This is a genomic window from Clostridium aromativorans, from assembly GCF_020908015.1.
GTDB lineage: Bacteria > Bacillota > Clostridia > Clostridiales > Clostridiaceae > Clostridium_B > Clostridium_B aromativorans.
In genome coordinates, this window is the sequence record NZ_JAJJPB010000013.1 from 1 (window position 1) to 26,985 (window position 26,985).

19 protein-coding genes, 2 pseudogenes and 2 riboswitches are annotated in these 26,985 nt (G+C 38.3%); of the genes and pseudogenes, 17 read left to right on the forward strand and 4 right to left on the reverse strand.

Annotated features, from left to right (window positions below; all coding sequences use genetic code 11):
• The 14 genes and pseudogenes from LN736_RS10850 to LN736_RS18990 form a co-directional block, all read left to right on the forward strand.
• Positions 1 to 220: pseudogene (locus LN736_RS10850) on the forward strand (sigma-54 interaction domain-containing protein); the annotation flags it as partial.
• A 381-nt stretch (positions 221 to 601) separates the two neighbouring features.
• A riboswitch (SAM riboswitch) is annotated at positions 602 to 705 on the forward strand.
• Between the two features lie 182 nt (positions 706 to 887).
• A complete protein-coding gene (locus tag LN736_RS10855) occupies positions 888 to 1,667 on the forward strand; it encodes a methionine ABC transporter ATP-binding protein (RefSeq protein WP_229981524.1) in 780 nt (259 codons plus the stop codon).
• Positions 1,664 to 2,332 carry a methionine ABC transporter permease gene (locus LN736_RS10860; RefSeq protein WP_150355634.1) on the forward strand — a complete coding sequence of 223 codons (669 nt, stop codon included), beginning with the start codon at positions 1,664 to 1,666 and terminating at the stop codon, positions 2,330 to 2,332. Before LN736_RS10855 ends, LN736_RS10860 begins: the two co-directional genes overlap by 4 nt.
• Positions 2,333 to 2,356: 24 nt before the next feature.
• Positions 2,357 to 3,190 (forward strand): MetQ/NlpA family ABC transporter substrate-binding protein, encoded by an 834-nt coding sequence (locus tag LN736_RS10865; protein ID WP_179977558.1) that lies wholly within the window; start codon positions 2,357 to 2,359, stop codon positions 3,188 to 3,190.
• Between the two features lie 16 nt (positions 3,191 to 3,206).
• A pseudogene (locus LN736_RS10870) lies at positions 3,207 to 4,688 on the forward strand (nitrogenase component 1).
• On the forward strand, positions 4,672 to 6,009 hold the full coding sequence (locus LN736_RS10875) for a nitrogenase component 1 (RefSeq protein WP_179977556.1): 1,338 nt from the start codon (positions 4,672 to 4,674) through the stop codon (positions 6,007 to 6,009). The pseudogene LN736_RS10870 and the gene LN736_RS10875 overlap by 17 nt, the downstream one beginning before the upstream one ends.
• Before the next feature lie 16 nt (positions 6,010 to 6,025).
• Positions 6,026 to 8,371, forward strand: coding sequence for a DMSO/selenate family reductase complex A subunit (locus LN736_RS10880; RefSeq protein ID WP_229981525.1), 2,346 nt, complete (start codon positions 6,026 to 6,028; stop codon positions 8,369 to 8,371).
• Between the two features lie 19 nt (positions 8,372 to 8,390).
• Positions 8,391 to 8,972 (forward strand): DMSO/selenate family reductase complex B subunit, encoded by a 582-nt coding sequence (locus tag LN736_RS10885; protein WP_179977555.1) that lies wholly within the window; start codon positions 8,391 to 8,393, stop codon positions 8,970 to 8,972.
• A 15-nt stretch (positions 8,973 to 8,987) separates the two neighbouring features.
• Positions 8,988 to 9,635, forward strand: a complete 648-nt coding sequence (locus LN736_RS10890) for a TorD/DmsD family molecular chaperone (protein WP_179977554.1) — start codon at positions 8,988 to 8,990, stop codon at positions 9,633 to 9,635.
• A gap of 189 nt (positions 9,636 to 9,824) precedes the next feature.
• Positions 9,825 to 9,917, forward strand: a riboswitch (glycine riboswitch).
• A 59-nt stretch (positions 9,918 to 9,976) separates the two neighbouring features.
• Positions 9,977 to 11,083, forward strand: coding sequence for a glycine cleavage system aminomethyltransferase GcvT (gcvT, locus tag LN736_RS10895; protein WP_229981526.1), 1,107 nt, complete (start codon positions 9,977 to 9,979; stop codon positions 11,081 to 11,083).
• Positions 11,084 to 11,099: 16 nt separating this feature from the next.
• A complete protein-coding gene (gene gcvH, locus LN736_RS10900; RefSeq protein ID WP_150355642.1) occupies positions 11,100 to 11,480 on the forward strand; it encodes a glycine cleavage system protein GcvH in 381 nt (126 codons plus the stop codon).
• Positions 11,481 to 11,484: 4 nt separating this feature from the next.
• Positions 11,485 to 12,825, forward strand: a complete 1,341-nt coding sequence (gene gcvPA, locus LN736_RS10905) for an aminomethyl-transferring glycine dehydrogenase subunit GcvPA (RefSeq protein ID WP_179978298.1) — start codon at positions 11,485 to 11,487, stop codon at positions 12,823 to 12,825.
• Positions 12,826 to 12,829: 4 nt separating this feature from the next.
• The gene (gene gcvPB, locus LN736_RS10910) at positions 12,830 to 14,284 is read left to right on the forward strand and encodes an aminomethyl-transferring glycine dehydrogenase subunit GcvPB (RefSeq protein ID WP_150355653.1); all 1,455 of its coding nucleotides are present in this window, start codon (positions 12,830 to 12,832) and stop codon (positions 14,282 to 14,284) included.
• A 13-nt stretch (positions 14,285 to 14,297) separates the two neighbouring features.
• Complete coding sequence (locus LN736_RS18990; protein WP_268253857.1) at positions 14,298 to 14,423, forward strand: hypothetical protein; 126 nt, start codon at positions 14,298 to 14,300, stop codon at positions 14,421 to 14,423.
• Between the two features lie 133 nt (positions 14,424 to 14,556).
• On the opposite strand, the gene LN736_RS10915 is transcribed toward LN736_RS18990, so the two are convergent.
• The gene (locus LN736_RS10915) at positions 14,557 to 15,525 is read right to left on the reverse strand and encodes a DUF3883 domain-containing protein (RefSeq protein ID WP_103081498.1); all 969 of its coding nucleotides are present in this window, start codon (positions 15,523 to 15,525) and stop codon (positions 14,557 to 14,559) included.
• A 622-nt stretch (positions 15,526 to 16,147) separates the two neighbouring features.
• Here LN736_RS10915 and LN736_RS10920 point away from each other — a divergent pair.
• Positions 16,148 to 17,383, forward strand: coding sequence for an IS110 family RNA-guided transposase (locus LN736_RS10920; RefSeq protein WP_229981527.1), 1,236 nt, complete (start codon positions 16,148 to 16,150; stop codon positions 17,381 to 17,383).
• 195 nt (positions 17,384 to 17,578) lie between these two features.
• On the opposite strand, the gene LN736_RS10925 is transcribed toward LN736_RS10920, so the two are convergent.
• Genes LN736_RS10925 through LN736_RS10935 form a run of 3 tightly spaced genes read right to left on the reverse strand, consistent with a single transcriptional unit; the run spans position 17,579 to position 22,690 of the window.
• Entirely contained in the window at positions 17,579 to 20,539 is a 2,961-nt protein-coding gene (locus tag LN736_RS10925; RefSeq protein WP_229981528.1) for a type III restriction-modification system endonuclease, read from the reverse strand.
• Between the two features lie 14 nt (positions 20,540 to 20,553).
• Entirely contained in the window at positions 20,554 to 22,458 is a 1,905-nt protein-coding gene (locus tag LN736_RS10930; RefSeq protein ID WP_229981529.1) for a site-specific DNA-methyltransferase, read from the reverse strand.
• Positions 22,451 to 22,690, reverse strand: a complete 240-nt coding sequence (locus LN736_RS10935; RefSeq protein WP_012103576.1) for a helix-turn-helix domain-containing protein — start codon at positions 22,688 to 22,690, stop codon at positions 22,451 to 22,453. Before LN736_RS10935 ends, LN736_RS10930 begins: the two co-directional genes overlap by 8 nt.
• Before the next feature lie 814 nt (positions 22,691 to 23,504).
• On the opposite strand from LN736_RS10935, the gene LN736_RS10940 reads away from it, so the two are divergent.
• A complete protein-coding gene (locus LN736_RS10940; protein ID WP_229981530.1) occupies positions 23,505 to 25,808 on the forward strand; it encodes a phage/plasmid primase, P4 family in 2,304 nt (767 codons plus the stop codon).
• 272 nt (positions 25,809 to 26,080) lie between these two features.
• Entirely contained in the window at positions 26,081 to 26,980 is a 900-nt protein-coding gene (locus LN736_RS10945; RefSeq protein ID WP_229981531.1) for a phage major capsid protein, read from the forward strand.
• Positions 26,981 to 26,985 lie beyond the last annotated feature (5 nt).

The window sequence follows — 26,985 nt, forward strand, 5'->3', positions numbered from 1 at the left end:
ATTGCCTAAAATTGATGGGGAGAATACAAAGATAGATATTATAGAACAAACTGATTCTATGCTATATGAAGTATATGATTTGAATGAAACTATGGAGAATTATAAAGCGGAGATTGTAAGAAGAGCAAAAAAAATATATAAAAGTTCCTATAAAGTAGCCAAGTATTTAAATATTTCACAAAGTACCGCTTCCAGATTGATATCGAAGTACTGTAAGTGAATGTATGATTAAGTAATTTTTAAAAGAACTTATTTTTACAAAGTAATAGTATATACGTATTATTTTGTAAAATTAAGTGTACTGTCGAAAATTTGAAGTAAATTAATTCCCTATGAAACTGTAAAAGGAGGTGTCAAAAGGAGTAAAGATCTAGGCTCTGGCTGCTTCTTACACCATTTCACAGTAATACCAGAGTACATTTCAGGGAAAATAAGGCATATCTCATATATAAATGCTGCAAAGGCATTTTTTAAAAAATTCTTGCAAGAGAATTTTGGAAAGAGATGGGTTCATGCTTTTTCCGTGAGGTATGATCAAAAATGTATTGACAGTATTTAATATTATTGATATACTATGTAATATAATTTCAAATGGTAGATGAACTTATTAAGAGAGATGGAGGGAAAGGCCCTATGAAGTCCGGCAACCAGTATTGATCAATACATTGGTGCTAATTCCTGCAGCAGGTAGCTGAAAAATGAGGGAATTCATTGAGAAAAACTCAGGAACTTTCCCTGAGTTTATTTTATTAGTTAAATTAAAATAATTTTTAAAAGTTGACCAGAAAAACTGGAGACTAAATTTTGTTTTATAGAATTTAGTCTCTTTTTTTGTCCTATATGTATTTGGCTGTTGAATTCTGAAAGAAAGGGGGAGAGTCAATTATATGATAAGTGTGAGGAATTTAAGCAAGACATTTAGTACTCCAAAGGGAGATATTCAGGTGCTAACAGATATAAATCTGGAAGTTGAAAGGGGAGATATTTTTGGAATAATAGGGTTTAGTGGGGCCGGCAAATCTACCATGATACGCTGTCTCAACAGACTTGAAGAACCTACTTCGGGGACTGTTATAATTGGAGGCAAAAATATAACTGCCATGAATAAGGATGAGCTCAGAGAAGCCAGGAAAAAAATAGGAATAATATTTCAGGACTTTAATTTGTTTGACTCAATGACTGTATATAAAAATGTAGCCTTTCCACTTAAAATATCAGGCTATCCTGAGGGAAAAATGAAGGAAAGGGTGCATGAAATACTGAATCTAGTGGATTTAAGTGACAAAGTTGATTATTATCCTGCTCAGTTGAGCGGTGGTCAAAAACAGAGGGTTGGAATAGCCCGGGCACTTGCCAATGAGCCAGATGTACTTTTAAGTGACGAGGCCACTTCTGCCCTTGATCCACAGACTACTTATTCTATATTAGAACTTTTAAGAGATATAAATAGAAAACTCAATTTAACCATTCTGCTTATAACACACGAGTTGGATGTTGTTAAATATATATGCAATAATATGGCAGTGATTGAAGAAGGAAGAATTGTAGAAGTGGGAAGTACAAATTCAATATTTTTAAATCCTAAAAGTGATACTGCTAAAAAGTTTGTAAAAATAATGAGAAATTTCAATATAAATTCTGATTGTCATGGAGGTGAAGTAATATGACTGATGATTTTAAGATGCTGATTTTAAAAGGACTGTCAGAAACTATAGAAATGGTGATTATAACAGGCTGTATAGCGCTTCTCATAGGTATGCCACTTGGAATTATATTGGTGGTTACTAAAAAAGGACATATTTTGGAACATGAAAAATTGAATAGGGTGCTGGCCACTATAGTAAATGCCATAAGATCCCTTCCATCTATAATACTGATTGTAGTTTTATTGCCGCTGGCCAGATTGATTGTTGGGACCACACTGGGAATGAAAGCAGCGATTGTCCCAATATCCATAGGAATAGCACCTTTTTTGGCAAGAATTATTGAGACATCCATAGAAGAAGTGGAATGGGGGAAGATTGAAGCGGCTCTTGCTGTGGGAGCAAAACCTTTTCAGATCATATTGAAAGTTCTAATACCAGAGGCACTGCCTTCCCTTATAAGAGGAATTACAATTTCCATGATATCCATTATTGAATTTACCGCTGTAGCTGGAGCTATAGGAGCAGGAGGGCTTGGAAGTCTGGCAATACGTTTTGGATACGAAAGATTTCGTAAAGATATTATGGTAGCTACTGTTGTACTGCTTATATGTCTTGTGCAGTTCATACAGTTTTCAGGAGACCATATTTCTAGATATGTAAATAAAAAAAGGTATAAATTTGATTGATTTTTTTAAGGGAGATGAATTAATATGAAAAAGAAAAGTGTAATATCATTAGTACTGGCAATAGCTGTAGGACTGCTTTCAGGCTGTGGTAATGGAGGTAGCTCAAATAGTACAGGCAGCGGGAGCAGCAAGGACAAAAGCGTTACAGTAAAGATAGGTGCAGCAGCAGTGCCCCATGCAGAAATATTGAATCATATAAAGCCGACACTTGCAAAAGAGGGAATTGACTTACAAGTAGTGGTACTGGATGATGAGGATCAGTTGAATCCAGCTCTGCAGGAAAATCAGATAGATGCAAATTATTTTCAGCATTTGCCCTATCTAGAGTCTGTAGCCAAGGAAAAAGGGTATGATTTTGCTGTAGCTGGGAAAGTTCATGTGGAACCAATAGGTTTTTATTCTGATAAAATTAAATCCAAAAGCGAACTTAAAAATGGTGCTAAAATTGCCATACCTAATAATCCATCCAATGAGTACAGGGCACTGGAGCTTCTTCAGGAACAGGGTCTGATTAAATTAAAATCAGGAATAGCTAACTATAGTGCTACGCCTTCAGATATTGTTGAAAATTCGAAGAACCTGCAGTTTGTTGAAGTGGATGCAGCTCAACTTCCTAGAGTACTACCTGATGTAGATGGTTCTATAATAAATACAAATTTAGTACTTGAAGCAAAATTGGATCCCAATAAGGCATTATTTAGGGAAGATAGTAAATCGCCTTATGCAAATTTAATCGTTGTGAGAAAGGGTGATGAAAATAAAAAGGAAATAAAAGCCATAGTAAAGGCACTTAATTCAGATGATGTAAGGAATTTTATAAAGAAAAAATATGGAGTTGCAGTAGTACCGGCTTTTTAAGATGGAGGTATGAGTATTGAGTGTTAATATAAAATCTCCAGAAGTGGAGATAAGAGAATCCAGATTGGGTTCAATTACAGGATTTGCTGGAAATGCTAAAGAATTATGCAGGGCTTCTAAAGGTGGCAAATTATGTGATAGAAGAAGAAGTTTTAGCCAGTGCCTTGGGTGCAGTTCAGGAAATGCACTGTGCCAGCTGGCTATGATACAGGATGCAGTGGTGATAAACCACGCACCTATAGGATGCTCTGCTGATTTTCAGGATTATAATTTTACAAACAGGGTAGGACAGGTAAAGAGGAATATGCCACTTAGAAATGCCAGATTGTTAAATACCAATTTACAGGAAAAAGATATGATTTATGGTGGTATTTTTAAATTGGAGAAAACTATACGGGAAGCTTGTAAAAGATTTAATCCCAGGGCAATTTTTGTAACTACATCCTGTGCTTCCGGAATCATCGGAGATGATGTAGAGGGAGTGACTGATAAATTACAGGAAGAACTGAAAATACCCGTGGTATATATATCCTGTGAAGGATTTAGATCAAAGATTTGGACAACAGGTTTTGATGCTGCATATCATGGTATTTTGAGGAAAATTGTCAAACCACCTGTTAAAAAAAGAAATGATGTTATAAATGTAATTAATTTTTGGGGAAGTGATATATTCACCGATTTATTTGGCCGCATAGGATTGAAACCAAATTACATTGTCCCTTTTTCAACTATAGATAAACTGGAAAGCATATCTGAAGCTGCAGCTACTGTTCAAATATGTCCCACACTTGGGACATATTTGGCTGCTGGCCTGGAGCAGGAATACGGTGTAACAGAGATCAAATCGCCGCCTCCTTATGGGATAGATGGTACGGATATATGGTTTAGAGAGCTTGGAAAAGCTACTGGAAGGGAAAGAAAAGTGTAGAAACTTATAAAGTCCGAGAAAGATAAAATTGCTCAAGACCTTGAAAGACTTAGGAATAAATTGGAGGGCAAAAGAGTGTATGTAACTGCAGGAGCAACTCATGGACACAGTCTAATAGCCCTTTTGAAGGATCTTCACATGGATGTAGTGGGAGCAGCTGTATTTCATCATGATCCCTGTTATGACGATAGGAGTTCCAAAAGTGATAGTTTAGGTCATGTAGTGAAAAATTATGGAGATATTCCAAATTTTGATATCTGTAATAAACAGCCTTTTGAACTGGTGAATATACTTAACAGATTAAAACCAGATCTTTTGGTAGCAAGACACGGTGGAATGTCTTCATGGGGGCCAAAGCTTGGTATACCTACGTTTTTAATGGGTGATGAGCAGTTTGGACTGGGATATGAAGGGCTCATAAACTATGGCAATAAGATAATTGATGTACTTGCCACTAAAGAGTTTGTAAGCAGTATTGCCAGTCATTGTGAACTTCCATATACTGATTGGTGGATGAATCAGGATCCTTATAATTTTCTGGGAGGTGGTAATAATGGCAAAAACGGTTAATATAGTGGAACAGCCAAGACATTACTGTGCACTTGGAGCAGAGCAGTCCGTACTGGCTATCAAGAAAGCTATTCCTATAATACACTCTGGTCCAGGTTGTGGAATTAAACTTCACGATGGACTGAGTGTTGCATCTGGGTATCAGGGCATAGGCTATTCCGGAGGAAGTTCCGTCCCATGTACCAATACCACAGAAAGAGAAGTTGTGTTTGGAGGAGAAAATAGGTTGAGGCAAGTAATAGATGGGTCTTTAAAAGTTTTAAAGGGCGATCTATTTGTGGTTTTAACAGGATGTACTTCCGATATAATAGGAGATGATGTAGGTCAGGTGGTAAGCGAATATAAAGATAGGGGAATTCCAATAGTTTATGCTGAAACGGGTGGATTTAAGGGAAGTAATTTTAAAGGACATGAAATAGTGATTAAGGCTATTATTGATCAATTTGTAGGTGAAAAAAAAGCACAGGTAAAAAAAGGACTTGTAAATGTTTGGTCTGTATTGCCCTATCAGGACTCATTCTGGACAGGTAATTTAATGGAAATAAAAAAATTACTTCAGGGAATAGGTCTTGAAGTAAATATACTTTTTGGCACAGAGTCGAATGGAGTGGATGAATGGAAGACAATTCCCGATGCTCAATTTAATCTGGTTCTTTCACCCTGGGTGGGGCTGAATATTGCAAAACACCTAGAGGAAAAATACGGTACCCCTTATCTGCATTATCCTGTGCTTCCAATAGGAGCAAGAGAAACCAGCAAATTTTTGAGAACTGTTGCAGAATTTGCTCAGCTGGATAAAAAGAAGGTTGAGGAATTTATAAGTGGAGAGGAAAAGAGATTTTATTATTATATTGAAAGATCACTGGACTTTTTTATAGAATTTAGATATGATATGGCAGATAGATTTTTTAATATAACGGATTCTTTTTATACGCTGGGAATAAGCAAGTTTCTAGTAAATGAGCTTGGAATTGTCCCGGGAGAGCAGTATATTACAGATGATACTCCGGAAGAATATAGAGGTGAAATAGAAAATGAATTTGAGCACTTGTCTGAATCTGTTTCATCCAAGGTTGTATTTGAAATAGACGGAGGTAAAATACATGAGAGATTGAGAAAATACCCCCATGGCAATTATAAGCCTCTGATTTTGGGAAGTTCCTGGGATAAAGACATAGCTTCAGAGTTAAATGGATTCTGGATAAATATATCTCTTCCGGTTATGCATAGGTTGGTATTAAACAGAGGCTATATTGGGTACGATGGAGGATTGACCTTGGCGGAGGATATATACAGCAACATACTCGCAACTTATAAGTAATAGAAGGAAGTCTATTATGATGAAAGAAAAAGTAAAAATGTTGGGTATAAAAGAAAAAAACTTGAAACTGATAGGAAAATTGGCTGGTGAAGATGGCTTTTATTCCTTCAACTCTGAAGGGGATCTGGATAAAGAGGAAAAGATCATTCCTACCTCCAGTTCTCATAATTGTGGTGGAAGGTGTATTATAAAAGTCCATGTAAAAAAGAATAGAATTGCCAGGATATCCACCGAAGACGATATTCCGGATACTGAAAAGACTCCACAGCTGAGAGGGTGTTTGAGATGCCGAGCTTATCGCAACCACATGTACAATTGTGATAGATTGAAATATCCTATGAAACGCAGGGGAAAACGTGGAGAAGGCAGGTTTGAGCCCATAAGCTGGGATGAAGCATTGGATTATATTGCAGATAATTTAAAAAGAATTATGCATGAGTATGGACCTGACTCAATATATGTCCAATATGCCACCGGAAATGAAGGCAGGCTTTCGGAGAATGTGTGGATGAAGCGGCTCCTTGGAATGTATGGAGGGTATCTGTCCTATTATGGAACCTATAGTACGGCTTGTACTCAGGCAGCTACTCCCTATACTTTTGGCACAATATATACGGGAAACAGCAGGGAAGACTGGGTGAATTCGAAGCTTATAATCCTCCTTGGATTTAATCCGGCAGATACCATACATGGTACAAATACCGCCTATTATCTTAAGATGGCAAAAAATGCAGGAGTCAGGATAATAAGTATTGACCCGATTTATTCAAATACAGCAATTGCCCTTGCAGATGAATGGATTCCAATTAGACCTACTACGGATAATGCACTGCTTGATGCAATGGCCTATGTTATGATTACTGAAAATTTGCAGGATCAGCATTTCCTGGATAAGTACTGTATTGGCTTTGATGAAAATCATATGCCGCCGGGCATTCCCTATGGAAATTCCTATAAAAGCTATGTCCTTGGGGAATGCAGTGATAGGATACCTAAAACTCCTGTCTGGGCAGAGGCTATTACAGGGATACCAAAAGAAACTATAGTCAGACTGGCAAAAGAGTATGCCTTGGATAAACCCGGAGCACTGATACAGGGATTCGGACCTCAAAGACATGCTTACGGAGAACAGGTGGTTAGAGGGGGAACTGTTTTAGCTGCCATGACAGGCAATATAGGTATTAGTGGAGGCTGGGCGTCTGGAACAGGATATCCGGTGAGAGAAGCATATGTGGCGTCAATTCCTCACTACAATCCCAATAAAAGTAAAATTTCCATGTTCAGCTGGCCTGATGCCATAGTGAGAGGGAAGGGAATGGGAGCCAATTTAAGCGTCAAGGGAACAGAGAAGTTGTCCTCAAGTATAAAATTCATATTCAATTTAGGCGGAAACTGTCTTGTAAATCAACATACGGATTCAAATGCTGCCGCAGCGCTTCTGAAAAACAAAGATCTGGTAAAATTTATTGTGACAAGTGATCATTTCCTGACTGCAAGTGCCAGGCTTTCAGATATAATACTGCCTTCAGACGATATGCTGGAAAGAGAAGACATAGTCACACCCTGGGGATTTGGTGATTATGTGCTGTTTATGAACAAGGCCGTGGATACTGTTTTTCAATGCAGAAATGGATATGACTGGATAAGTGATTTATCTAAAAGGTTTGGACTTTTAGATAAATTTACGGAAGGAAAGTCACTTGATGAATGGATAGAATATCTTGTTGAAAAAACAGCCGAGAAAAACCCTGGCTTTCCCAGTTGTGAAGAATTCAAGAAAAAAGGGGTATACCGGTGGATTTATGAAAAGCCCAGCATTGCTTTTAAAAAGCAAATTGAGGAGCCTGCAGCTAATCCCTTTCCAACGCCCTCCGGCAAAATAGAGATATTTTCACCTAGATTGTGGGAAATGGACAATCACAGAGAAATTCCGGCAGTTCCCAAATATATTTCTGCCTGGGAGGGACCGGAAGATTTTCTCATAGGAAAGTATCCTATACAGTGTATAGGCCATCATTCTAAAAGAAGGGTTCATTCCACCTTTGACAATGACAGCTGGATGGAGGAGGTGGATCCACAAAAGATTTTTGTAAATTGTGAAGATGCCAAATCAAGGGGCATTGAGGATGGGGATATGGTCAAAGTATACAATGACAGAGGTGTTATGATTTTACCTGTAAAAATTACCAGCAGAATTATGCCGGGAGTTGCTTCCATACCCCAGGGAGGCTGGTGGACTCCGGATGAAAAGGGAATTGACAGGAGAGGGTGTATAAATGTTTTAACCAAGTATAAGCCAACGCCTCTGGCTTTTGGGAACCCATCCCATACAAGCCTGGTTGAAATAGAAAAAGTGGATTGAGGGAAGGAGATTTAACAAGATGTGCACACAGCTGGCATTTTATTTTGAACAAAAAAATTGTACAGGATGTAATACCTGCAAAATAGCCTGCAAAGATAAAAACAATCTGGAAGCAGGTCAGAATTTCAGAAATGTGTATGAGGTGTCTGGCGGCAGTTACATAAAAAGGGGAAGAGCAGTTATACCAAAGGTATATGCTTTCTGGATTTCAATAAGCTGCAATCACTGTATTGATCCTGCCTGTGTAAAGGCATGTCCTGTGAAGGCGATTAAAAAGAGAAAAAAAGATGGAATTGTATATATTTGTGAAGATCTGTGCATAGGGTGCCGCAGTTGTATTAAGGCATGTCCATATAAAGCACCTCAATATGACTCCAGCACTAAAAAAGTTAAAAAATGTGATTTCTGCATGGATTTGATAGACAAAGGTAAACCCCCTGTCTGTGTAGCTGCCTGCCCCATGCGGGTTTTGAATTATGGAGATCTGAATTTTCTTAAAGCAAGATATGGGAATATATGTAAAGTACGGGGAATGCCTGAAGGAAATGCTACAAAGCCCGCTTTAGTAATCACTCCCCATAGAGATGCTTTAAAAAAATAAGGAGAATTTTTTATAATGGACAGTATAAAATTGTGGTTTATGGAAAGAGAAGCTGTATATTCTACGCTGGCTCTTTTTTATAGAGATAATTTGAGCAGAGGTTTGAAAATTTTAAAAGAAACTGATTTACTGGAAAAGCTTTCCGAATATGAAGATGATATTGACTTATCTGATAAAGCCAAGGTAATATCAGGCGAGATGGGTGGTAATAAATTTAATCCTGGATATGAAAAAGAGTTATGGGAAGATTACCAGAGATTGTTTGTTGGGCCGGGACGTATTTTGGCACCTCCCTGGGAATCCGTATATGAGAGCAGGGATAGGCTTATTTTTGGAAAATCGGAGCTTTCCGTAAGGGAGTTCTATCATCAATTTGGTTTAGAGGTAAATCCCAGGGAGGCGGCAGATCATCTTGCCTTTGAACTGTCTTTTATGGCAAGGCTCTGCAGTATTAAAACATATGATGATTTTCAGAAGGTATTAAAAATTTTGGCATCAATGGAAAAGTTCCTAAAAGAACATTTGTGCAAATGGGTTCCGGCCTGGAGAAATTGCGTCAATTCCAATGCTAAAATTGGATTCTGGATTGAACTTTCAAATATCACAGAAGCCTGGGTAATGAAAGATTTGAAAGAAATAGAAAAAATTATTAAAAATAAGTAAAAGTAGGATATGTTTTTATTGAAAATATATCTTTTAGGATGTATTATTAATGTATAATGAAAATTTATATTATATATAAGAAAAAATTATCTTGGATGATTATAGCGTGAGATAACATCTGTTAACCGACGGGGCAATGATATATTTTCACAGTTATATCAAAAACTTTCAGGTAAAAATAGCGCTGTAGGACAAAACTCTGGAAAATCTGTATTTAAAACAGTACCGAAGGTGAAAGATGTTCTGCTCGAAACTCTCAGGTAAGTAAACAGAGGGATATGTGGACAAATTGTTCTTCATGTCCTTTTTTGTTGTATAAAAATATAATAGGAGGTTTTGTCGTGGAAGGATTGAAAAAAACTGCACTGTTTAATTCCTATGGAAAATATGGAGCAAAAATGATAGACTTTGCGGGATGGTCTATGCCGGTACAATTTGAAGGTATAATACCTGAGCACAGGGCAGTGAGAGAAAAGGCGGGGTTGTTTGATGTTTCACATATGGGTGAAGCCGATATAAGGGGGAAAGATGCACTGAACTTTGTCCAGAATTTAATTACCAATGACGCAGCTGTACTTGAAGACAATCAGATACTGTACACTCCTATGTGTTATCCAGATGGCGGTGTTGTGGATGATATTATAGTTTACAAGTTTGATGATGAACATTTTTTCCTGGTCATAAATGCTGCAAATATCGAAAAAGACATCAGCTGGATGCTTGACAACAAGGGTGGCTTTGACGTTGATATCGAGAATATATCTTCTTCTGTTATACAGTTGGCCATTCAGGGACCTGAAGCTCAAAACATACTTCAAAAGCTTACAGATGTGAATCTGGGGGAAATTAAATTTTTCTTTTGCAGAAGAGATATGCCTGTTTGTGGGAAAAAATGTATGATATCCAGAACTGGATATACGGGAGAAGATGGTTTTGAAATTTATTCTTCTGTTGAAAATGCAGAATATTTGTGGAACAGAATACTTGAAGCCGGAAGGAAAGAGGGTATAAAACCAATAGGCCTTGGTGCAAGAGATACACTGAGATTTGAGGTAAATCTTCCTCTTTATGGGAATGAACTTTCGGATTCCATCACCCCTCTTGAAGCTGGACTGGGATTTTTTGTGAAACTGGATAAAAAAAATTTTATAGGAAAAGAAGCTCTTTTAAAGCAGAAAAAAGAAGGCCCTGCCAGAAAGATAATTGGATTTGAAATGAAAGACAGAGGTATTCCGAGGCATGGATATGAAGTTCTTGCAGGATACAAAAAAATAGGCGAAGTGACCACGGGATACAGATCTCCCTCCTTGGGAAAAAATATAGGGCTTGCCCTTATAAACTCCAAGTATTCCAAACTTGGAACTGAAATTTTTGTCAAAGTGAGAGGAAAGCTTCTTAAAGCGGAGGTTGTGGACAAAAAATTTTATAAAAAAAATTATAAAAAATAATAGGGAGGAACTTTAAATGAAGATTTTAAAGGAAGCGCTTTATACTAAGGATCATGAATGGATAAAGGCAGACGGAAACAAGGCCTATGTGGGAATCACTGATTTTGCCCAGGACTCCCTGGGAGACATTGTGTTTGTGGATTTGCCGGAAGTGGGCTCTGAATTTGAAAAAGGTGAAGTTTTTGGAGCGGTGGAATCTGTAAAAGCAGCATCGGATCTTTATATACCTGTGTCAGGTAAAGTGTTGGAAGTAAATGAAGAACTTGCAGACAATCCTGAATATATAAACCAGGACTCTTATAAAAACTGGATAATTTCCGTTGAATTATCAGATAATTCGCAACTCAAGGAACTTTTAGATGCTGAAAACTATGAAAAATTATGTGACGGGGAGTGATACCATGCATCCTTATTTGCCGTTAACAGATGAAGATAAGCAGGCTATGTTAAAGAAAATAGGGGTAAGTAAAATAGACGACCTGTTTTCTGATATACCGGAATGTATACGTCTAAATAGAAAATTGAATATAAATGACGGAATGTCTGAGCTTCAGGTTAAATCCTATATAGAAGGTATTGCAGGGTTAAATAAAAGCTGTGAGGAGCTGACTTGTTTTTTAGGTGCAGGTGCCTATGATCACTATGTGCCTTCTATAATAAAGCATATAATATCCAGATCAGAATTTTATACTGCATATACTCCTTATCAGGCTGAAATAAGCCAGGGTACACTGCAGGCCATATTTGAATATCAGACAGTTATGGCTGATTTAACGGGTATGGATGTTTCCAATGCCTCAATGTATGATGGGGCCACTGCCTGTGTTGAAGCCGCACAGATGGCTGCAAACGCTGCAAGGCGTAAAAAGATAGTCGTATCCAAAACTCTCCACCCTGAGGTCAGGAGGGTGCTTGAAACCTATTTAAGATTTAAGGATTTAGAATTGGTGGAAATAGATGAAGCAGAGGGAGTTACAGATGTGGAGAAACTTAAGTCTGTATTGGACAGGGATACTGCAGCGGTAATAATTCAGACGCCGAATTTTTTGGGGATAATAGAGGAACTTGAGGACATAGAAAAATATGTTCATAAAAACAGATCTCTTCTGATAGTATACTGTAATCCAATATCCCTTGGAATTTTAAAAAGTCCTGGAGAATGTGGTGCAGATATAGCCGTAGGAGAAGGGCAGTCTCTTGGAAACAGAATGAATTACGGAGGACCTTATTTCGGATTTCTGACTACCAGGAAAAAATATCTTAGAAAAATTCCGGGAAGAATTGTAGGTGAAACTACAGACAAGGAAGGAAAAAGAGGTTTTGTACTTACACTTCAGGCAAGGGAACAGCATATAAGAAGAGAAAAAGCTTCTTCAAATATTTGTTCCAATGAAGCACTCAATGCCCTGACTGCACTCATCTATTTGACTACTCTTGGTAAAAAGGGGATAAGGGAAGTGGCACTCCAGAATGTGCAAAAATCTCACTATGCTTTTAGCGAGCTTGTTGAAAGTGGAAAGTATAAGTCGTTGTTTGATAGACCATTTTTTAATGAGTTTGTGGTTCAATCCAAGAATTCAGTGGAAAAAGTAAATAAAACGCTGCTGCAGAACAATATTCTGGGTGGATATGATGTGGAGAGAGCATATCCATCTTATAAAAACTCCATGCTCTTATGCGTCACTGAGAAAAGAACAAAACCTGAAATTGACGAATTAGTTTCTGTATTGGAGGGGATATAAGATGATAAGTGAATACAACAAGCTTATTTTTGAACTTTCTAAAAAGGGCAGAAGGGCCTATTCTCTTCCACAGTGCGATGTACCGGAGGAGGATATCTGTAAATTGCTGCCGGAAAAATTTATAAGCAGAGAGGAGCCGGAGCTTCCTGAAGTAAGTGAGGTGGATGTGGTAAGGCATTTTACGCTGATTTCCAATAAAAATTTTGGCGTGGATACAGGATTTTATCCTCTTGGCTCCTGCACCATGAAATACAACCCCAAGATCAATGAAGATATGGCAGGTTTAACAGGATTTACTGAGCTTCACCCCTATCAGCCGGAGGAAACAGCCCAGGGAGCTTTAAAGCTCATGTATGAGTTAAGTGAAAAGCTTGCTGAAATAACAGGCTTTGATACAGTGTCACTGCAGCCTGCAGCAGGAGCCCATGGTGAAATTTCGGGGCTTATGATCATAAAGGCCTACCATGAAAAAAGAGAAGATTTTAAAAGAAAGAAGATAATCGTACCTGATTCTGCCCATGGAACAAATCCAGCCTCAGCTGCCTGTGCCGGATTTGAAGTGGTAGAAGTGAAGTCTGCTGAAGATGGAACTGTGGATATTGAGTCCTTAAAATCCCTACTGGATGATGAAGTGGCCGGGCTTATGTTAACCAACCCAAATACTCTGGGGATATTTGAAAAAAATATACTTAAAATAGCAGAGCTTGTGCATGCTGCAGGAGGGTTGCTTTACTATGATGGTGCCAACATGAATGCCAATATGGGAAAGACAAGACCCGGAGACATGGGATTTGACGTGTGCCATATGAATCTTCACAAGACATTTTCAACACCCCATGGAGGCGGAGGACCTGGAAGCGGTCCTATAGGAACTAAAAAAGAACTGTCACAGTTTTTGCCTGTGCCCATAGTTGCCAGGAAAAATGACAGGTATTATCTTGACTATGACAGACCTTGCTCCATAGGAAAAGTCAGAAGTTTTTACGGAAATTTCGGGGTGATGGTAAGAGCTTTTTCCTATATACTGAGCATGGGTGCGGAGGGACTTAGAGAGGTCAGTGAAGATGCAGTGCTCAATGCAAATTATATAAAGGAAAGCCTTAAAGAACACTACAATGTTCCAATGGAAGGTGTCTGCAAGCATGAATGTGTACTTGGAGGACTGAAAAATGATGAAAATGGCGTCACCACTCTCGATGTGGCAAAAAGACTTTTAGACTACGGATATCATCCGCCTACTATATATTTTCCCCTTATTGTAAAAGAGGCCATGATGATAGAGCCCACGGAAAATGAGAAAAAGGAGACTCTGGATGGATTTATAGAGGATATGATAAAAATTGCAGAGGAAGCGGAGAAAAATCGGGATATAGTTAAATCTGCGCCTAATACCACCGATATTAAGAGGCTGGACGAGGTTAAAGCAGCCCGGAAACCTGTGGTAAAATGGAGTAGGTAAAAGGGGTGTAATTATGATTGAAGCTGGTGACCGTGATTTTAATAAATTGTCCATGTTTAGAAATATAGATAAAGTTACATTGAAACTGCTCAGGGAGAAAGCTTTCAAAAAAAAGCTGCCCAAAGAAGCGTTCACTTAGGGATTGAAAGAAAAACTTAAATGAACAGCTTCAAGCGGAGCAAAAAGAGACCAGTCACAATCAGGCATGAATGCTTGAAGCGGCTGGTCTTTTTGTATTTATTGGTAATACAAAATATGGACATTTTATGGAATTAAGTATAGCACCTTGCGGATATAATCTGGTCAATTGAAAGTATATGACCATCTTCGCTTATCCATTCATTCCTTTCAGAGGAATATGAAAAAACATAAAGTACAGGATTTTCTAGGCACTTTGTAACAACACATAATCTGTAAGAGTCCTTATTGTTGTTCATTTTTGAAAATTCATTTGGAGTTAATTCAACAGAAACCTCTTGACCTGCTAGTCCCTTAACTTCAATTTTTAATTTAATTTTCTTATAAACTGCTTCCAAATCCCATCCTAAGTTTTCGCTTTCTACAGAAGTCACGGTAAAACCCCTTTCTGAGTACTCTCTGGTAACTTCTCTAATAGCGATATTCTCTATTTTCTTTCTTAGTTCTGCATCGGTTTGGCGGAAGATAGGAAGGCGACGCCTAATACTTTTCTTTTTTTCATATCTTTCTATATGTCTTAGAACTTCTTTCTTAAAATCCACCATTTCAGGGCTATCAGCATACCAAACATTTGATTGACCCATTCCGCCTTTTACTCTTCTTGGTATTATCGGGAATGAGAACCTTTCATCTATACTCAGTAAAGTAGCATTGTCAGCATTAGCAACAGCATAATATCCGATATATTCATTTCTAAATTTTCTTTCTGAAAGATTAGTGTTTTGATAATCTTTAAAAAACCTGGCATTCTTATACCATCCAACTATATACGTTCCGCCATTCTTGTGGGTTGCAGTGAAAATGACTAAAACATCATCTATGAATTCATCATCTTCACTCGCTCCTAATCTTTGAAGGTTGTTATACCCGCTTGGCTGAGCATAACCATATACCTTACCGCTAATTTTTTTGAAATTGAATATTTCGTGTCCATAACCATATTCTTCAACATAGGAGCCACCGCCATGTATTTCTTTATCATTTCCCAATAAACCTTCATATCTTTCCATCCAAGCAGTGTTTAAGAATATCATAGCTTTCATCGATTTACCTCCTCGTATATTAGTAGTAAGAGCTCCTTCTAGAAGAATTTCCAGTTGATCCGGATCCTCTAAAATTCACTCTAGATAATCCTATAGGTTTACACTGAGTAGCCTTTTGGCTTCCTCATCAAAATTAATATTGTTTTACCCTTGTTTTACCCCATGATGGGGAAGCCAAAGGTGATTGTTCCAATAAATTGAAGTGATAATATGTTGTTCCTATTTTTTGTAGGAGGACATGTCCTCTTACGGCTATTTGTTGTGCATTTTTAAAACTGAATATGGATAAATGGCGGAGAATGGAGGAGGCTCCTGCGTATGACTCCGTCATTTTTTTATAGCGTTTCAGTCCTGCCCATGGGACAATAGGAACCGACAAGTTCGTATCAGGATATAGCTTTTCCTCCTTGCGGACACTTCGGTGTACTGCTTAATAAGCCTGCTACCCATGGTTCATTGTTGAAGGTCTAACCACTAGTTGCGCCGTTTGAAAAGAAGAGAGTGTAGCGCTCAGATGGTCTTCTTTTCACTCGAGTGCTTATGACGAGGAAGACATCGATGATTCCTTTGGGCACCCAGGTCTGAAACGTACTTGATTAAATCCCCTTTGGAGGTGATAGGTATGTCTAAATTGCTTGTTGGTGTAGATGTAAGCTTAAAGTCCCATCATGTCCATTTCATGATGGAGGACGGGAATTCATTGGCTGACTTTTCTGTTTCTAATGATCAATTAGGGGCCGATACCCTGATCAAACGTATGTTAGAAGCAGCGGAAAAAAGTCAGGTAAAGCAATTGAAAATTGGAATGGAAGCTACAGATCAATATAGTTGGCATCTTGCCCACTATCTAAAGGATCAACTAAAAGGTTACGAGCCCCGTTTCCAATCTTTTATCTACACATTAAATGCGAGAAAAGTCGCTCGTTTTAAGAAAGGCTATGATTCTTTGCCAAAGAACGACCGGATTGATGCCTGGGTCATCGCTGACCACTTGCGATTTGGCCGACTACCTTATGAAATGAAAGATGCTGTTCAATATGAAGCCTTACAACGTCTTACAAGAACAAGATTTCATTTCATGAAAGAGATTGGACGAAATAAAACTTATTTCCTAAATCAACTTTTCTTGAAATTCAGTGGATTGCGTCAAGACAATCCCTTTTCGAATACATTTGGTGCGACCAGCCTAGCCGTAATTGAAGAGCTAGAGCCTGAAACGATTGCCGAAATGAGGATCGAGGAACTGGTTGAATTTCTGCAGGATAAAGGCAAAAATCGCTTTGAAAATCCCGAAGAATTGGCCAAGTATCTTCAAAAATTAGCCCGGGCTTCCTATCGCTTGGATAAAGCCATGCAGGACCCTGTAAATCTTTCCCTATCCGTTACGTTGAGCACCATTCAACACATGGAATCGCAGGTAAAACGTCTGGATAAGGAAATTGCCAAACTAATGAAAGGAATTCCGCAAACGTTAACCTCTGTTAAAGGGATTGGTGACGTCTTTGCGGCAGGCTTAATTGCCGAAATTGGTGATATAAGCCGGTTTAAAAGCCATCATTCATTAGCTAAATACGCTGGGCTTGTTTGGAGTCAATATCAATCTGGAGAGTATGAATCTGAAGAAACAAGCCGTATGAGAACCGGAAACAAATACTTAAGATACTATCTCATCCAAGCTGCAGATTCCGTACGTAAACACGATTCTGAATACAAAGCGTTCTACAACAAGAAATATCAAGAAGTTCCAAAGCATAAACACAAACGAGCTCTCGTCTTAACCGCAAGAAAATTGGTACGGTTGGTGTATTCGCTACTAAGCACCAATCAATTGTACACACCACTGGAAAGGAGAGATTAAGATTTACTCTTCCACATCCTTTTGGATTGCCTAGCTTCGCACAAATTAATGGAAAAAATTTGAAAATACTGCGAAGTTTATTTGGTATACCCTTTTTTAAGGTTTTTTCGTCTTTAAGCCAAAATAATTTCCAATTCCTTATTTTTTTGTGCTTGACATTTCACCACTAGGCTTTCAGCTAGAAATTCACACAAATCACTCTGCCAATACTTCTTTAATAATCTGAGCCATCTGCTTGTTGTTTAACTGATCACGGAAATAAACAGTGTATCCATCTTTCGAGAGCATATCAAAGAAAACACGAGCACAATCAATTTTTGCTTTTTCTGTACCACGTAAGTCGGATTTATTTTCTACGTCTTTTGTTTCGACTACAATGTTAAGCTCTTTCTCACCGGAAGCCTTTCTTACAACATACATGAAGTCTGGACTGTACATTCCACCGGTAATAGTTGGTATGGCAATGCTGCTACGTGGAATTTTTCCATATACAATGACTTCTTCGATGTCCGACATAATATTTTTTTGTTCCAACGGTGAGTCATAAGCGAAAGCATCATATAAATACTTCTCACTTGGAGTTCCCGGAACTATCTTTGTGCCAATACGTCCCTGCGCAATATCTTCACGTGGAGAACCGTCTGAATAGGTGAGTGCTGTTGCACCAACAGGCGTATTGCTTTTTGCATAATGGAATCGACCTTGCAAATTATTGCTTCTCCAGTCATGAAATTGTTGGATAAACATGCTGACAGAATTTTCATTAATACGTTCTGGATTTATAGTTCCATTCCTCTTAACATACTCACACAATGCCTCATGCAATACTTTAATTGGAATGTTTGTAGCATTTGTGATCCTCTTAAGAAATTCATTGTAGGGAATAGGTTTGGATACTATATATTGGGCACCTGTATCTGAAACAATCATCATCTGTGAGCCATCGCTCTTAACGATATCTCTGGAGCTAGTCATGACAACGTCTGTAAAAACACCGGGTTTTTCCAGCAAAGATAAAACAACTTTAGCCATATCAGCATCCAGATCATCATCATAGAAAAGTAGGTATCGTTGATTGATTGCTTCCCATAATTCGCGTATTTCACTGTAAACAGCTTTGCGGATTTTTACAGGTCTTGGTTTTGCTACATTTCGGTCTTTTACCTTACCTGAAGACAATCCTGTAGCAAAGTCCGGGTATTCTGCAAAGAAAGCGTCCCTTGTATCGGGTTTTATATTTAATCGCCTGTCTATGTAATGTTTATCATATAGTGCATCAAAAAGTTCATCTGAAGTCATGCCAAGCTTCTTGGCCACTTGTTCCAATCTTTCTTCGCTAATAGAAGAAGCTTGTGGAATTTCTCCGTTTATTTGGTCTATTAATCGTTTAGCAAAGTCTGCCTCTGTGAAGTCGACAATATAATTAAGCTGGAATTCTTCATTGGAGATTCGATTACCATTCTCATCTACAGGCAGTCGTAAACCTCGTCCAACCTCTTGCAGTTTACTGTTTTCACTTCCACTAGAACGAAGTTTAGCTATGGTAAATACATTAGGGTTATCCCAGCCCTCTTTAAGTGTCCATTTTGAAAATAGAAAACGTAAAGTGTTATAGCTACCATCTTTATTCTTGAAAGAGAGAAGGTGTTTTTTTCCATGAAGGATAGTTTCTACTTCTTTTGCTATATCTTCATCCGAATCGCTATTGTCCTGTGAAAAATAGCCTGCATGGCAAGCAGAAATATCTGCAAGACTTGCTTCCAGATATGCCCGATATTCAGTATCATGCTCACTGAGGGTAGATAGCACCGATTCTATCAGTTCCTTAAGCAATCTCTCAAAAGCTTGTAATAGATAAGGGGTTTTACCTTCCTCGTTTGTTCGATATGATGATATATCATCGATAAAAAATAATGCCAATGTCTTGATCTTGAAATTGCGGCCACAGAAGTTTGTTTTTTCTGTTTCAAAATGACGCTCAAGGGCAAGACGCATCATCTGCTCTTGATAAGAGGTCATATAGATATCCACATCCAATTCCTCACCAGTTGACTTTTGAATACCATTAGAAAACTCAACTGTTGATTTACCAATAGCATGAACCGTAATTCCCTCGAAAGCTTCATTAATGATAGATAGTGAATCTCCAGTTTTAAGAGTAAATGTTTTAGTCGATTCATCACGCTTTTTATACTGAAAGGTAACAGAATCCTTGCTTGTGATGGAAGTGATTTTCACCTTTTCTTCACGCTTGGATACCGGTTCAAAATGCTCTTTCGTTACTCCCTTTATCAAATTTTGATTAAAAGATTCACAGGCATTTAAATCATAGAGCAGGTTTTGGTAGTCTTTTACGGTTATTTTGTTTTTTCCACGTCCACTTGTAGTTTCAGGGAAGGTAGCACCAAAGCGTATAATACACTGTGGTTTTATTTCATCAACGATAACCTTAAATGCCTTCTGGTCACGAGAAAATCTATGTGGCTCATCAATAATAACAACAGGGTTTGTTGCACGAATAGCATCAAGTGGTCTATAAAAACCTTCTACTCCATAATCATAGTCGTCACGGCTAAGCATACCATTTGATCGGACAACAAGTAATTGCATATTAACTAATAATACATAAATCTTCTTCGTGTTCTGGCAAGAACCTTTTACAAAGTCGCTCACAACACTCGGGAAATAGGAGCGACCCTTTTTCTTGTTTTTTGGCGCTTCTAGTACTCCAACCTCAATTTCTGTACCATAGCCACAAACATCGGAAAAATGTCGCTTTACATATTCATCACGCAAAAACTGCGCTGTTCCCGCTTTAATCGCAAGTGAAGGCACAGCGATAATAAACTTATTAAGTCCGTAACGTTTATGAAGCTCATATATAGTATGAGTATAAACGTAAGTCTTTCCTGTACCGGTTTCCATTTTAATATCAATATTCAAGCAGTCATTAATAGGCATACTGCTTCGATATTCTGAAGGTATATTTTTTTGAATTTCTCTAATATTTGCAGCTAGTTTAGGATCAGAAAGAGAAATGCTTGGATTTTCATAAAATTGTACAGGAGAAGTTATCTGTACCCCATTCAAAGCAGCACTTATTGCATCTACAGCTTTTTGTTGGTGTGGTAATCCTCGTTGTAGGATAAGTTCCATAACATACCCTCCAATCAATAACGGATATCGAAGTTGATACGCAAGTTTTTCTCTGTATCCTTCAACCGTTTCAAATTAATTTTTAAAGCTTCCATTTCCGTCCATGTAAAACTATAACCGAATAACACCACGTTCTCAGGATTAAAGCTGCCGTCAGTTTCATATTTTACTACAATGGCTTCAATCGCCTTATTAGACAATTCCGGGTCAATTAGGTAAAGATGTTTTCCTATATAATAGCCATTGTATCCAGCAAAATTTAACTCCTCAGCATCTGCTGTAAGTCCATATCCATCTCTAACAAGCCACGTTGCAAGGACGGTAGGTTTCCCAAAATCACTAAGAATGTCTTTGTCAGCAAATAATTTATTTTCAGTAGGGTCAAACTTTTCAATCTTGTCTAGAGTATCGCTAGCTGGCTCGACAAGTGTATAATGTTTAAAGCCAAGATCCGCTGTTGTATCTGGATAATCAGTTTTTATTGCTTTTGCAGCTTGCTTAATACGATCCATTCCGATTTGATCAATAGTAGAATAACCACACTTATCAGCTATGCTGCCTTCTTTAACTTTCTCTGGTATCTGCACCATGATATATTTACGTGTTCCTCCATCCTCTGCATTAAGTGCCATAACGGCATGTGCGGTAGAGGCAGACCCGGAAAAGAAATCCAGAATAATTGCATCATTATCTGCGAAAGCAATAACCCTCTGTAACATCGCAGTCAGTTTTGCTGTGTCAAAAACAGTTTTCCCAAACAATCTTTTTATTTCGGATGAGCTTCCAACCAATAAATCCATCCAAGAAGTATTTAACAGCGTTGAATCTGTCGGTGGTATATAGTGTTCAGGTTTACCGGAATCGGATAGCCGAAGAAGATCACAGTCATCATCTTGATTTGAATACCATTCATCAATTTGCTCTTGTGTGATTGACTTTTCATCAACACCTATATCATTTAACATCTTTTTATAATTTTCGATGGCAAGATAACTACGCTCTTTGCCCCAACGCCACTGACCACTCTCTGGTGTGATTCCAAATAAAGGATACCGCATCGTTGGACGGTCAGTTCCGCGCCAGTGATTATTCCAAGAACCTTGACGCATATCATCAAGTAGTTTCATTTGTTTAGGAAATCTATAACTAGAATTTCTCGAATAAAATAGCAAGTATTCAACACTTTGACCAAGTTTATCCCATGTTTCAAACTGTGCTTGAACAGATTTTGCTCCTCTACGAATAGCGATTTGATTTCGAAAATTATCTTCTCCAAAAACATCATCACATAAAAGTTTAAGATTATGATTCTCGTTGTCATCAATAGAAATGAAGATTAAACCATCATCGGATAGCAAATCCCTAGCAAGCAAAAGACGTGAATACATAAACATCAACCATGCAGAATGAGACGCTGAACCACGCTTTGTTAGATCGAGAATACGTTTTGCCTGCTCTTCACTTATACTCAACTTTTCAGATAATTCCTCTATAGTAAAATTGAAGCTGTCATTGTAGACAAATCCGTCTGTTCCCGTATTATATGGCGGATCAATATATATCAATTTGACTTTGCGTGAATAGGACTTCAAGAGATGCTTTAATCCATCAAGGTTGTCGCCACTTATGTAGATATTTTCACTGTTCATATTTTCTGGTTTTAAGTTATGTTCCTCGTCTGGCACAACAACTGTTGTAGTATCAATTGAAGCCAGCAATCGGGCATAGTTTTTACCCAAAAACTTAAGTTCATAACCCTCTCCTGTGACAGCAATCTTATCACTTAAAAATTCCTTAAACCGTTCAATATCAAAGGACCCATCTGCCTTAAAACATGAGGGGAAATTTTCTTTTAATACAGCCATTTCTCGACTGTTCGGTGTTGCACTATCATTGGCATTCATAATATCCTTAATCATTGTTATCATTCACCTTGCCTTTCTCAATTTTATCAGGTACAAACTCTAAAATATCACAGATGTCACATTCTAAAGCTGTGCATATTTTTTGAAGTATTTCTGTATTTACATTTTCGTTTCTGCCAAGCTTTGTGATAGTTGCCGAGCTAACACCGGAAAGGCGTTGCAAATCTTTCTTTTTCATATTCTTATCGATTAGCAGCTTCCATAGTTTGTTATAATGTATTGCCATTTTTTGCACCTCCCACAAATATAATAATTATATCACAGAAACACGCTATAAACAGTATAAATTTTTAATTTCACATTATTTTTCATCTGTTTCAATCATAATCTTCTATTTACGCATTTATCTTAAGATGTTCGAATTAAAGCTTTTAGACAAAAAAGTCGAAAAGTCTAATTGAAAAATCCAAAACTACAGCATTAAGCCTTCTTAAATTTAATACCACTTTCGCTCAAATTTGAGCAAAAGCATAAACATTACAGCCGTCTTTTCTGGAAAAAAGACAGGCTATTTTTTATTTTAGGGGTTCGAATCAATAGAATTCTTCGCTTATGGATGAGGAAGAAAAATATTTTTAGAAAATCCTCAACTAATGTGCCCTACCAAGGCTATAAGGTGAGAGGAAAATACTTTGCTTGACCATTCGAGTAAGCTATTTGCTGTGGCATTAGCTAAGGGGTTAATAATTTCGGCTATTAGTAGAGGAAAGCAATTCACAGAAATATTTGTTCCTGTACTCAAACTGCAGGTTTGAGGCCTGTGGAGGATGAGAGGAAATTACCTTAGCAAACTCTGTGGATCTGCCTTTCTCATGAACAATCAATGAAAACATAGTTTTTCTCTCACTGCTCCTTGACAACTGAATACCCCGAAATGCAAGAGATACTTCAAGCAGAATATGCCATGACGATAATTCCGAGCGTATTCCTTGAAAGATAACGAGGTTGTGTCAAACAAGGCAAACCCTCTGGAACAGTAGTGTTTCGGGTCATTTATAAAAGGCAAGGAGGTGAAGTAACTGAAAACACAATATGATAACTTGCCACAGATACTTAAAAGTAAGCCACAGTTTTGCTGTTGGAAATATGAAGAGCGAAGTGGTAGAAAAACCAAAGTTCCCTATAACCCAGTAACGGGAAAAAGGGCAAAACCAAATCAACGTGGTACATTTAAAGATTTTAGTTCGGCGGTAGCTGCTATAAGTAAATATGACGGTATCGGATTTTTGGTGGGTAATGACATATGTGTTATCGACTTAGATGATTGCTTTGATAGTGGTGGTAAGCTTAAGCCTGTTGCCCAAATTGTTGTAGAGGCTTTTAGTGGTTGTTATATGGAACACAGTCCATCTGAAAAAGGGCTTCATATTTTCTTTAAGGCCACAGGCTTTAACTTTGACAAAACAAAATATTATATCAACAACAGAAAGCTGGGAGTTGAGGTCTATGTGGCTGGATCAACAAACCGCTTTGTTACCGTAACGGGCAATGTGTATGCGAATGGTGATATAGCGGAGAAATCGAATGAACTACAGATGATACTAGACAAGTATATGCTACGTCCTACCACTGTGAAGCAACTTCTGGATACAGAAAGTCAATCCTATCTGTCTGACAAGTCTGTTATTGAGAAGGGTTTAAAATCGGCAAACGGAGAAAGGTTCAAAGCATTATGGCAAGGGGATACATCAGGCTATGCTTCTGCCAGTGAAGCTGATTTGGCACTTTGCGGTATGCTGGCATTTTGGTGTGGAAGAGATATTGGACAGATAGACAGACTTTTTCGGCAGAGCGGCCTAATGCGAGATAAATGGAATAGATCACAGTCCGGCAGTACTTATGGAATGATAACCATAGAAAAAGCAATTGCAAATGCTACTGAAATATATAAACCAGGTGGTAAGCGTTCATCAGCTACAGAAGATTTTGGAGAATGTTCCCTTGCTGGCTTTAAGCCTGAGAGTAACGAACGCTACCCTTGGACGGATATTGGGGCAAGCAGGCTGTTTGCTGATTATTATAGATCTTTTGCCCGCTTTGTTCCCGAAAGGAAGATGTGGTTTTGCTATGAGAATGGTATTTGGATTCCTGATGTCGGTAATCTCAAAGTAATGGAAATGTGTAAATCATTGGCTAACCAACTACTAACCTATGCTTTGACTATTCAGGATGAACATCAAAGAAAGGCATACATTGACTATTGCCGAAAGTGGCAGTCAAGAAGATACCGAGAAACGGTGCTTAAGGATGCACAGAGCGTATATCCCATATCAATGGCTGAATTTGACCAAGACCCGCAGGTGCTCAACTGTGCCAATGGAACATTGTTTTTAATATCCATGGATTTTCATCCCCACAACAGCGAGGACAGACTTACAAAGATATCTGGCGTTAAATATGACCCAGAAGCAAAAAGCGAGCGATGGGATAGATTTATTCATGAGATTATGAGCGGAGATGAGGAAAAGGCAAAATTCCTCCAAAAAGCCTTTGGCTACAGTATCAGCGGAGACACTCGGTATGAATGCCTGTTTGTTCTCTATGGTGCTACAACTCGAAACGGTAAAGGTACGCTATGTGAGAGCGTTCTTAAGGTATTAGGCAGTTATGGCTGTACCGCAAGGCCGGAGACTATCAGTCTGAAAAAGAACAATAATAGTTCAAGTCCAAGTGAAGATATTGCCCGGCTTGCAGGAGTACGCTTTGTGAATATCTCCGAACCTAGCAGAGGACTTGTCTTAAATGCTGCACAGGTAAAAAGCATGACGGGTGGTGACACCATCAACGCAAGATTTCTACATGAGAATTCTTTTGACTTTTCACCAAAGTTTAAGCTTTATATCAACACCAATTATCTGCCCGTTATTACGGATATGACGCTGTTTTCCAGTGGCAGAGTGGTGATTATCCCTTTTGAACGACACTTTGATGAAAGCGATCAGGATAAAAACCTAAAACGTGAATTTGCCAAAGCGAAGAATCAGAGTGCTATCCTCAACTGGCTAATTGAAGGCTATCAGCTGTTAAAGAAGGAGGGCTTGACTTTACCTGATTCCGTTAAGACAGCAACGGAGGCTTATAAGCGTGACAGCGATAAAATAGCATTATTTTTCGAGGATGCCTTGGAGGAAAGTCCTAATAGTGAGGTGCGGACATCCGAAGTGTATGCCCGGTATCAGCGTTGGTGCAGTGCTAATGGATGTTATTCGGAGAATGCAAGAAACTTCAAACAAGCATTAACAGCTATCGCCCGTGTAGAACGGAAACGACCACGTTCTGGTGGTGGAATGACCACAATGCTTATCGGATATAAGCTGACTGAAGAAGAATTTTTTCTTATTTAAACACAGTGTAGCAGCTTGTAGCAAGAAAAACAGGTTATATAAAAAATCGCTCTCGTATAGAGAGTTTAGTTTTTACCTGCTACATCTTGCTACAAAGCTTAAAACCACTAAACCACTGGATACAACTCCATGTGTTAATACCTACCCCCTAGGGGAGTTCAAATCTCCACACCTTTTCATTTGGACAACGGGCGTGGGGCAACGCGTAAAAAAACGCGGTTTCAAACGGGGTATATACCCCACATTTAATAAAATTTAGGAGGTAAACGATTATGGCAACATCAACAACTTATAATAGAGCATTTTGGAATGTTATGAAAGGAAAAGAAGAAAATAATCAAAATCTAAGAGAGGGCTTTGATAATGCAGGAGCCTATGTCGCACCAGACGAGTTCCGAGAAGGCTTTAACACTGCTTTGGCAAAGGAGAATATATTCCGCAGATTTGCTACTGTTATCAATCTATCTTCTGCAGAAGGTAAAATTCAAGCGGTATCCTCAACGGGTACAGCAGATTGGGTTGAAGACGGAGATCCAATTCCCGAAAGTGCCGATACATTTACACAGTTTCTGGTGAAATCATACAAGCTGGCATCTCTTGTCAAGCTAAACCGCTCATTCGTCACCGATATGAACTTTAATCTTGAAAAATATCTGATGGGTGATTTTGCGAAGCGTTTTGGCAAGGCTGAGGAAAATGCATTGCTTAATGGAAATGGCACAACACAGCCAACAGGTATCCTTACAGCAGATGCAGATGTAACTACAGCAGATAGTGCTACCATCTCTTTTGACGAGATTATTTCGCTGTATTTTTCATTAAAAGATGAATACCGAAATAACGCTGTGTTTATCATGCACGATAATACTGCCATGCTTCTTAGAACCCTTAAAGATACAAGCGGTAGTTATCTGTGGAATTCTTCAGATAACACCATCTTCGGAAAGCCTGTAGTTACCTCTCCATATATGCCTACAGTATCTGCAGGAGCGAAAAGCATTGTATTTGGAGATTTATCATACTACTGGCTGATTGAGCGTCAGCCAATAACAATAAAAAAATTAAGTGAGTTATATGCATTGCAGGGGCAGATTGGATTTTCTGCTTACGAGAGATTGGATGGGAAGCTAATTCAACCAGATGCTCTGAAAATATTACAAATAAAAGCTTAAATAAT

Excerpts from the sequence above, each read along its gene's own strand:
- LN736_RS10880 (WP_229981525.1), top strand. The coding sequence starts at position 6,026 with ATGATGAAAGAAAAAGTAAAAATGTTGGGTATAAAAGAAAAAAACTTG.
- LN736_RS10885 (WP_179977555.1), top strand. The coding sequence starts at position 8,391 with ATGTGCACACAGCTGGCATTTTATTTTGAACAAAAAAATTGTACAGGA.
- gcvPA (WP_179978298.1), top strand. The coding sequence starts at position 11,485 with ATGCATCCTTATTTGCCGTTAACAGATGAAGATAAGCAGGCTATGTTA.
- LN736_RS10925 (WP_229981528.1), bottom strand. The coding sequence starts at position 20,539 with ATGGAACTTATCCTACAACGAGGATTACCACACCAACAAAAAGCTGTA.
- LN736_RS10890 (WP_179977554.1), top strand. The coding sequence starts at position 8,988 with ATGGACAGTATAAAATTGTGGTTTATGGAAAGAGAAGCTGTATATTCT.
- gcvH (WP_150355642.1), top strand. The coding sequence starts at position 11,100 with ATGAAGATTTTAAAGGAAGCGCTTTATACTAAGGATCATGAATGGATA.
- LN736_RS10875 (WP_179977556.1), top strand. The coding sequence starts at position 4,672 with ATGGCAAAAACGGTTAATATAGTGGAACAGCCAAGACATTACTGTGCA.
- LN736_RS10865 (WP_179977558.1), top strand. The coding sequence starts at position 2,357 with ATGAAAAAGAAAAGTGTAATATCATTAGTACTGGCAATAGCTGTAGGA.
- LN736_RS10920 (WP_229981527.1), top strand. The coding sequence starts at position 16,148 with ATGTCTAAATTGCTTGTTGGTGTAGATGTAAGCTTAAAGTCCCATCAT.
- LN736_RS10930 (WP_229981529.1), bottom strand. The coding sequence starts at position 22,458 with ATGATTAAGGATATTATGAATGCCAATGATAGTGCAACACCGAACAGT.
- LN736_RS10855 (WP_229981524.1), top strand. The coding sequence starts at position 888 with ATGATAAGTGTGAGGAATTTAAGCAAGACATTTAGTACTCCAAAGGGA.
- LN736_RS10915 (WP_103081498.1), bottom strand. The coding sequence starts at position 15,525 with ATGAAAGCTATGATATTCTTAAACACTGCTTGGATGGAAAGATATGAA.
- LN736_RS10945 (WP_229981531.1), top strand. The coding sequence starts at position 26,081 with ATGGCAACATCAACAACTTATAATAGAGCATTTTGGAATGTTATGAAA.
- LN736_RS10860 (WP_150355634.1), top strand. The coding sequence starts at position 1,664 with ATGACTGATGATTTTAAGATGCTGATTTTAAAAGGACTGTCAGAAACT.
- LN736_RS18990 (WP_268253857.1), top strand. The coding sequence starts at position 14,298 with ATGATTGAAGCTGGTGACCGTGATTTTAATAAATTGTCCATGTTTAGA.
- LN736_RS10935 (WP_012103576.1), bottom strand. The coding sequence starts at position 22,690 with ATGGCAATACATTATAACAAACTATGGAAGCTGCTAATCGATAAGAAT.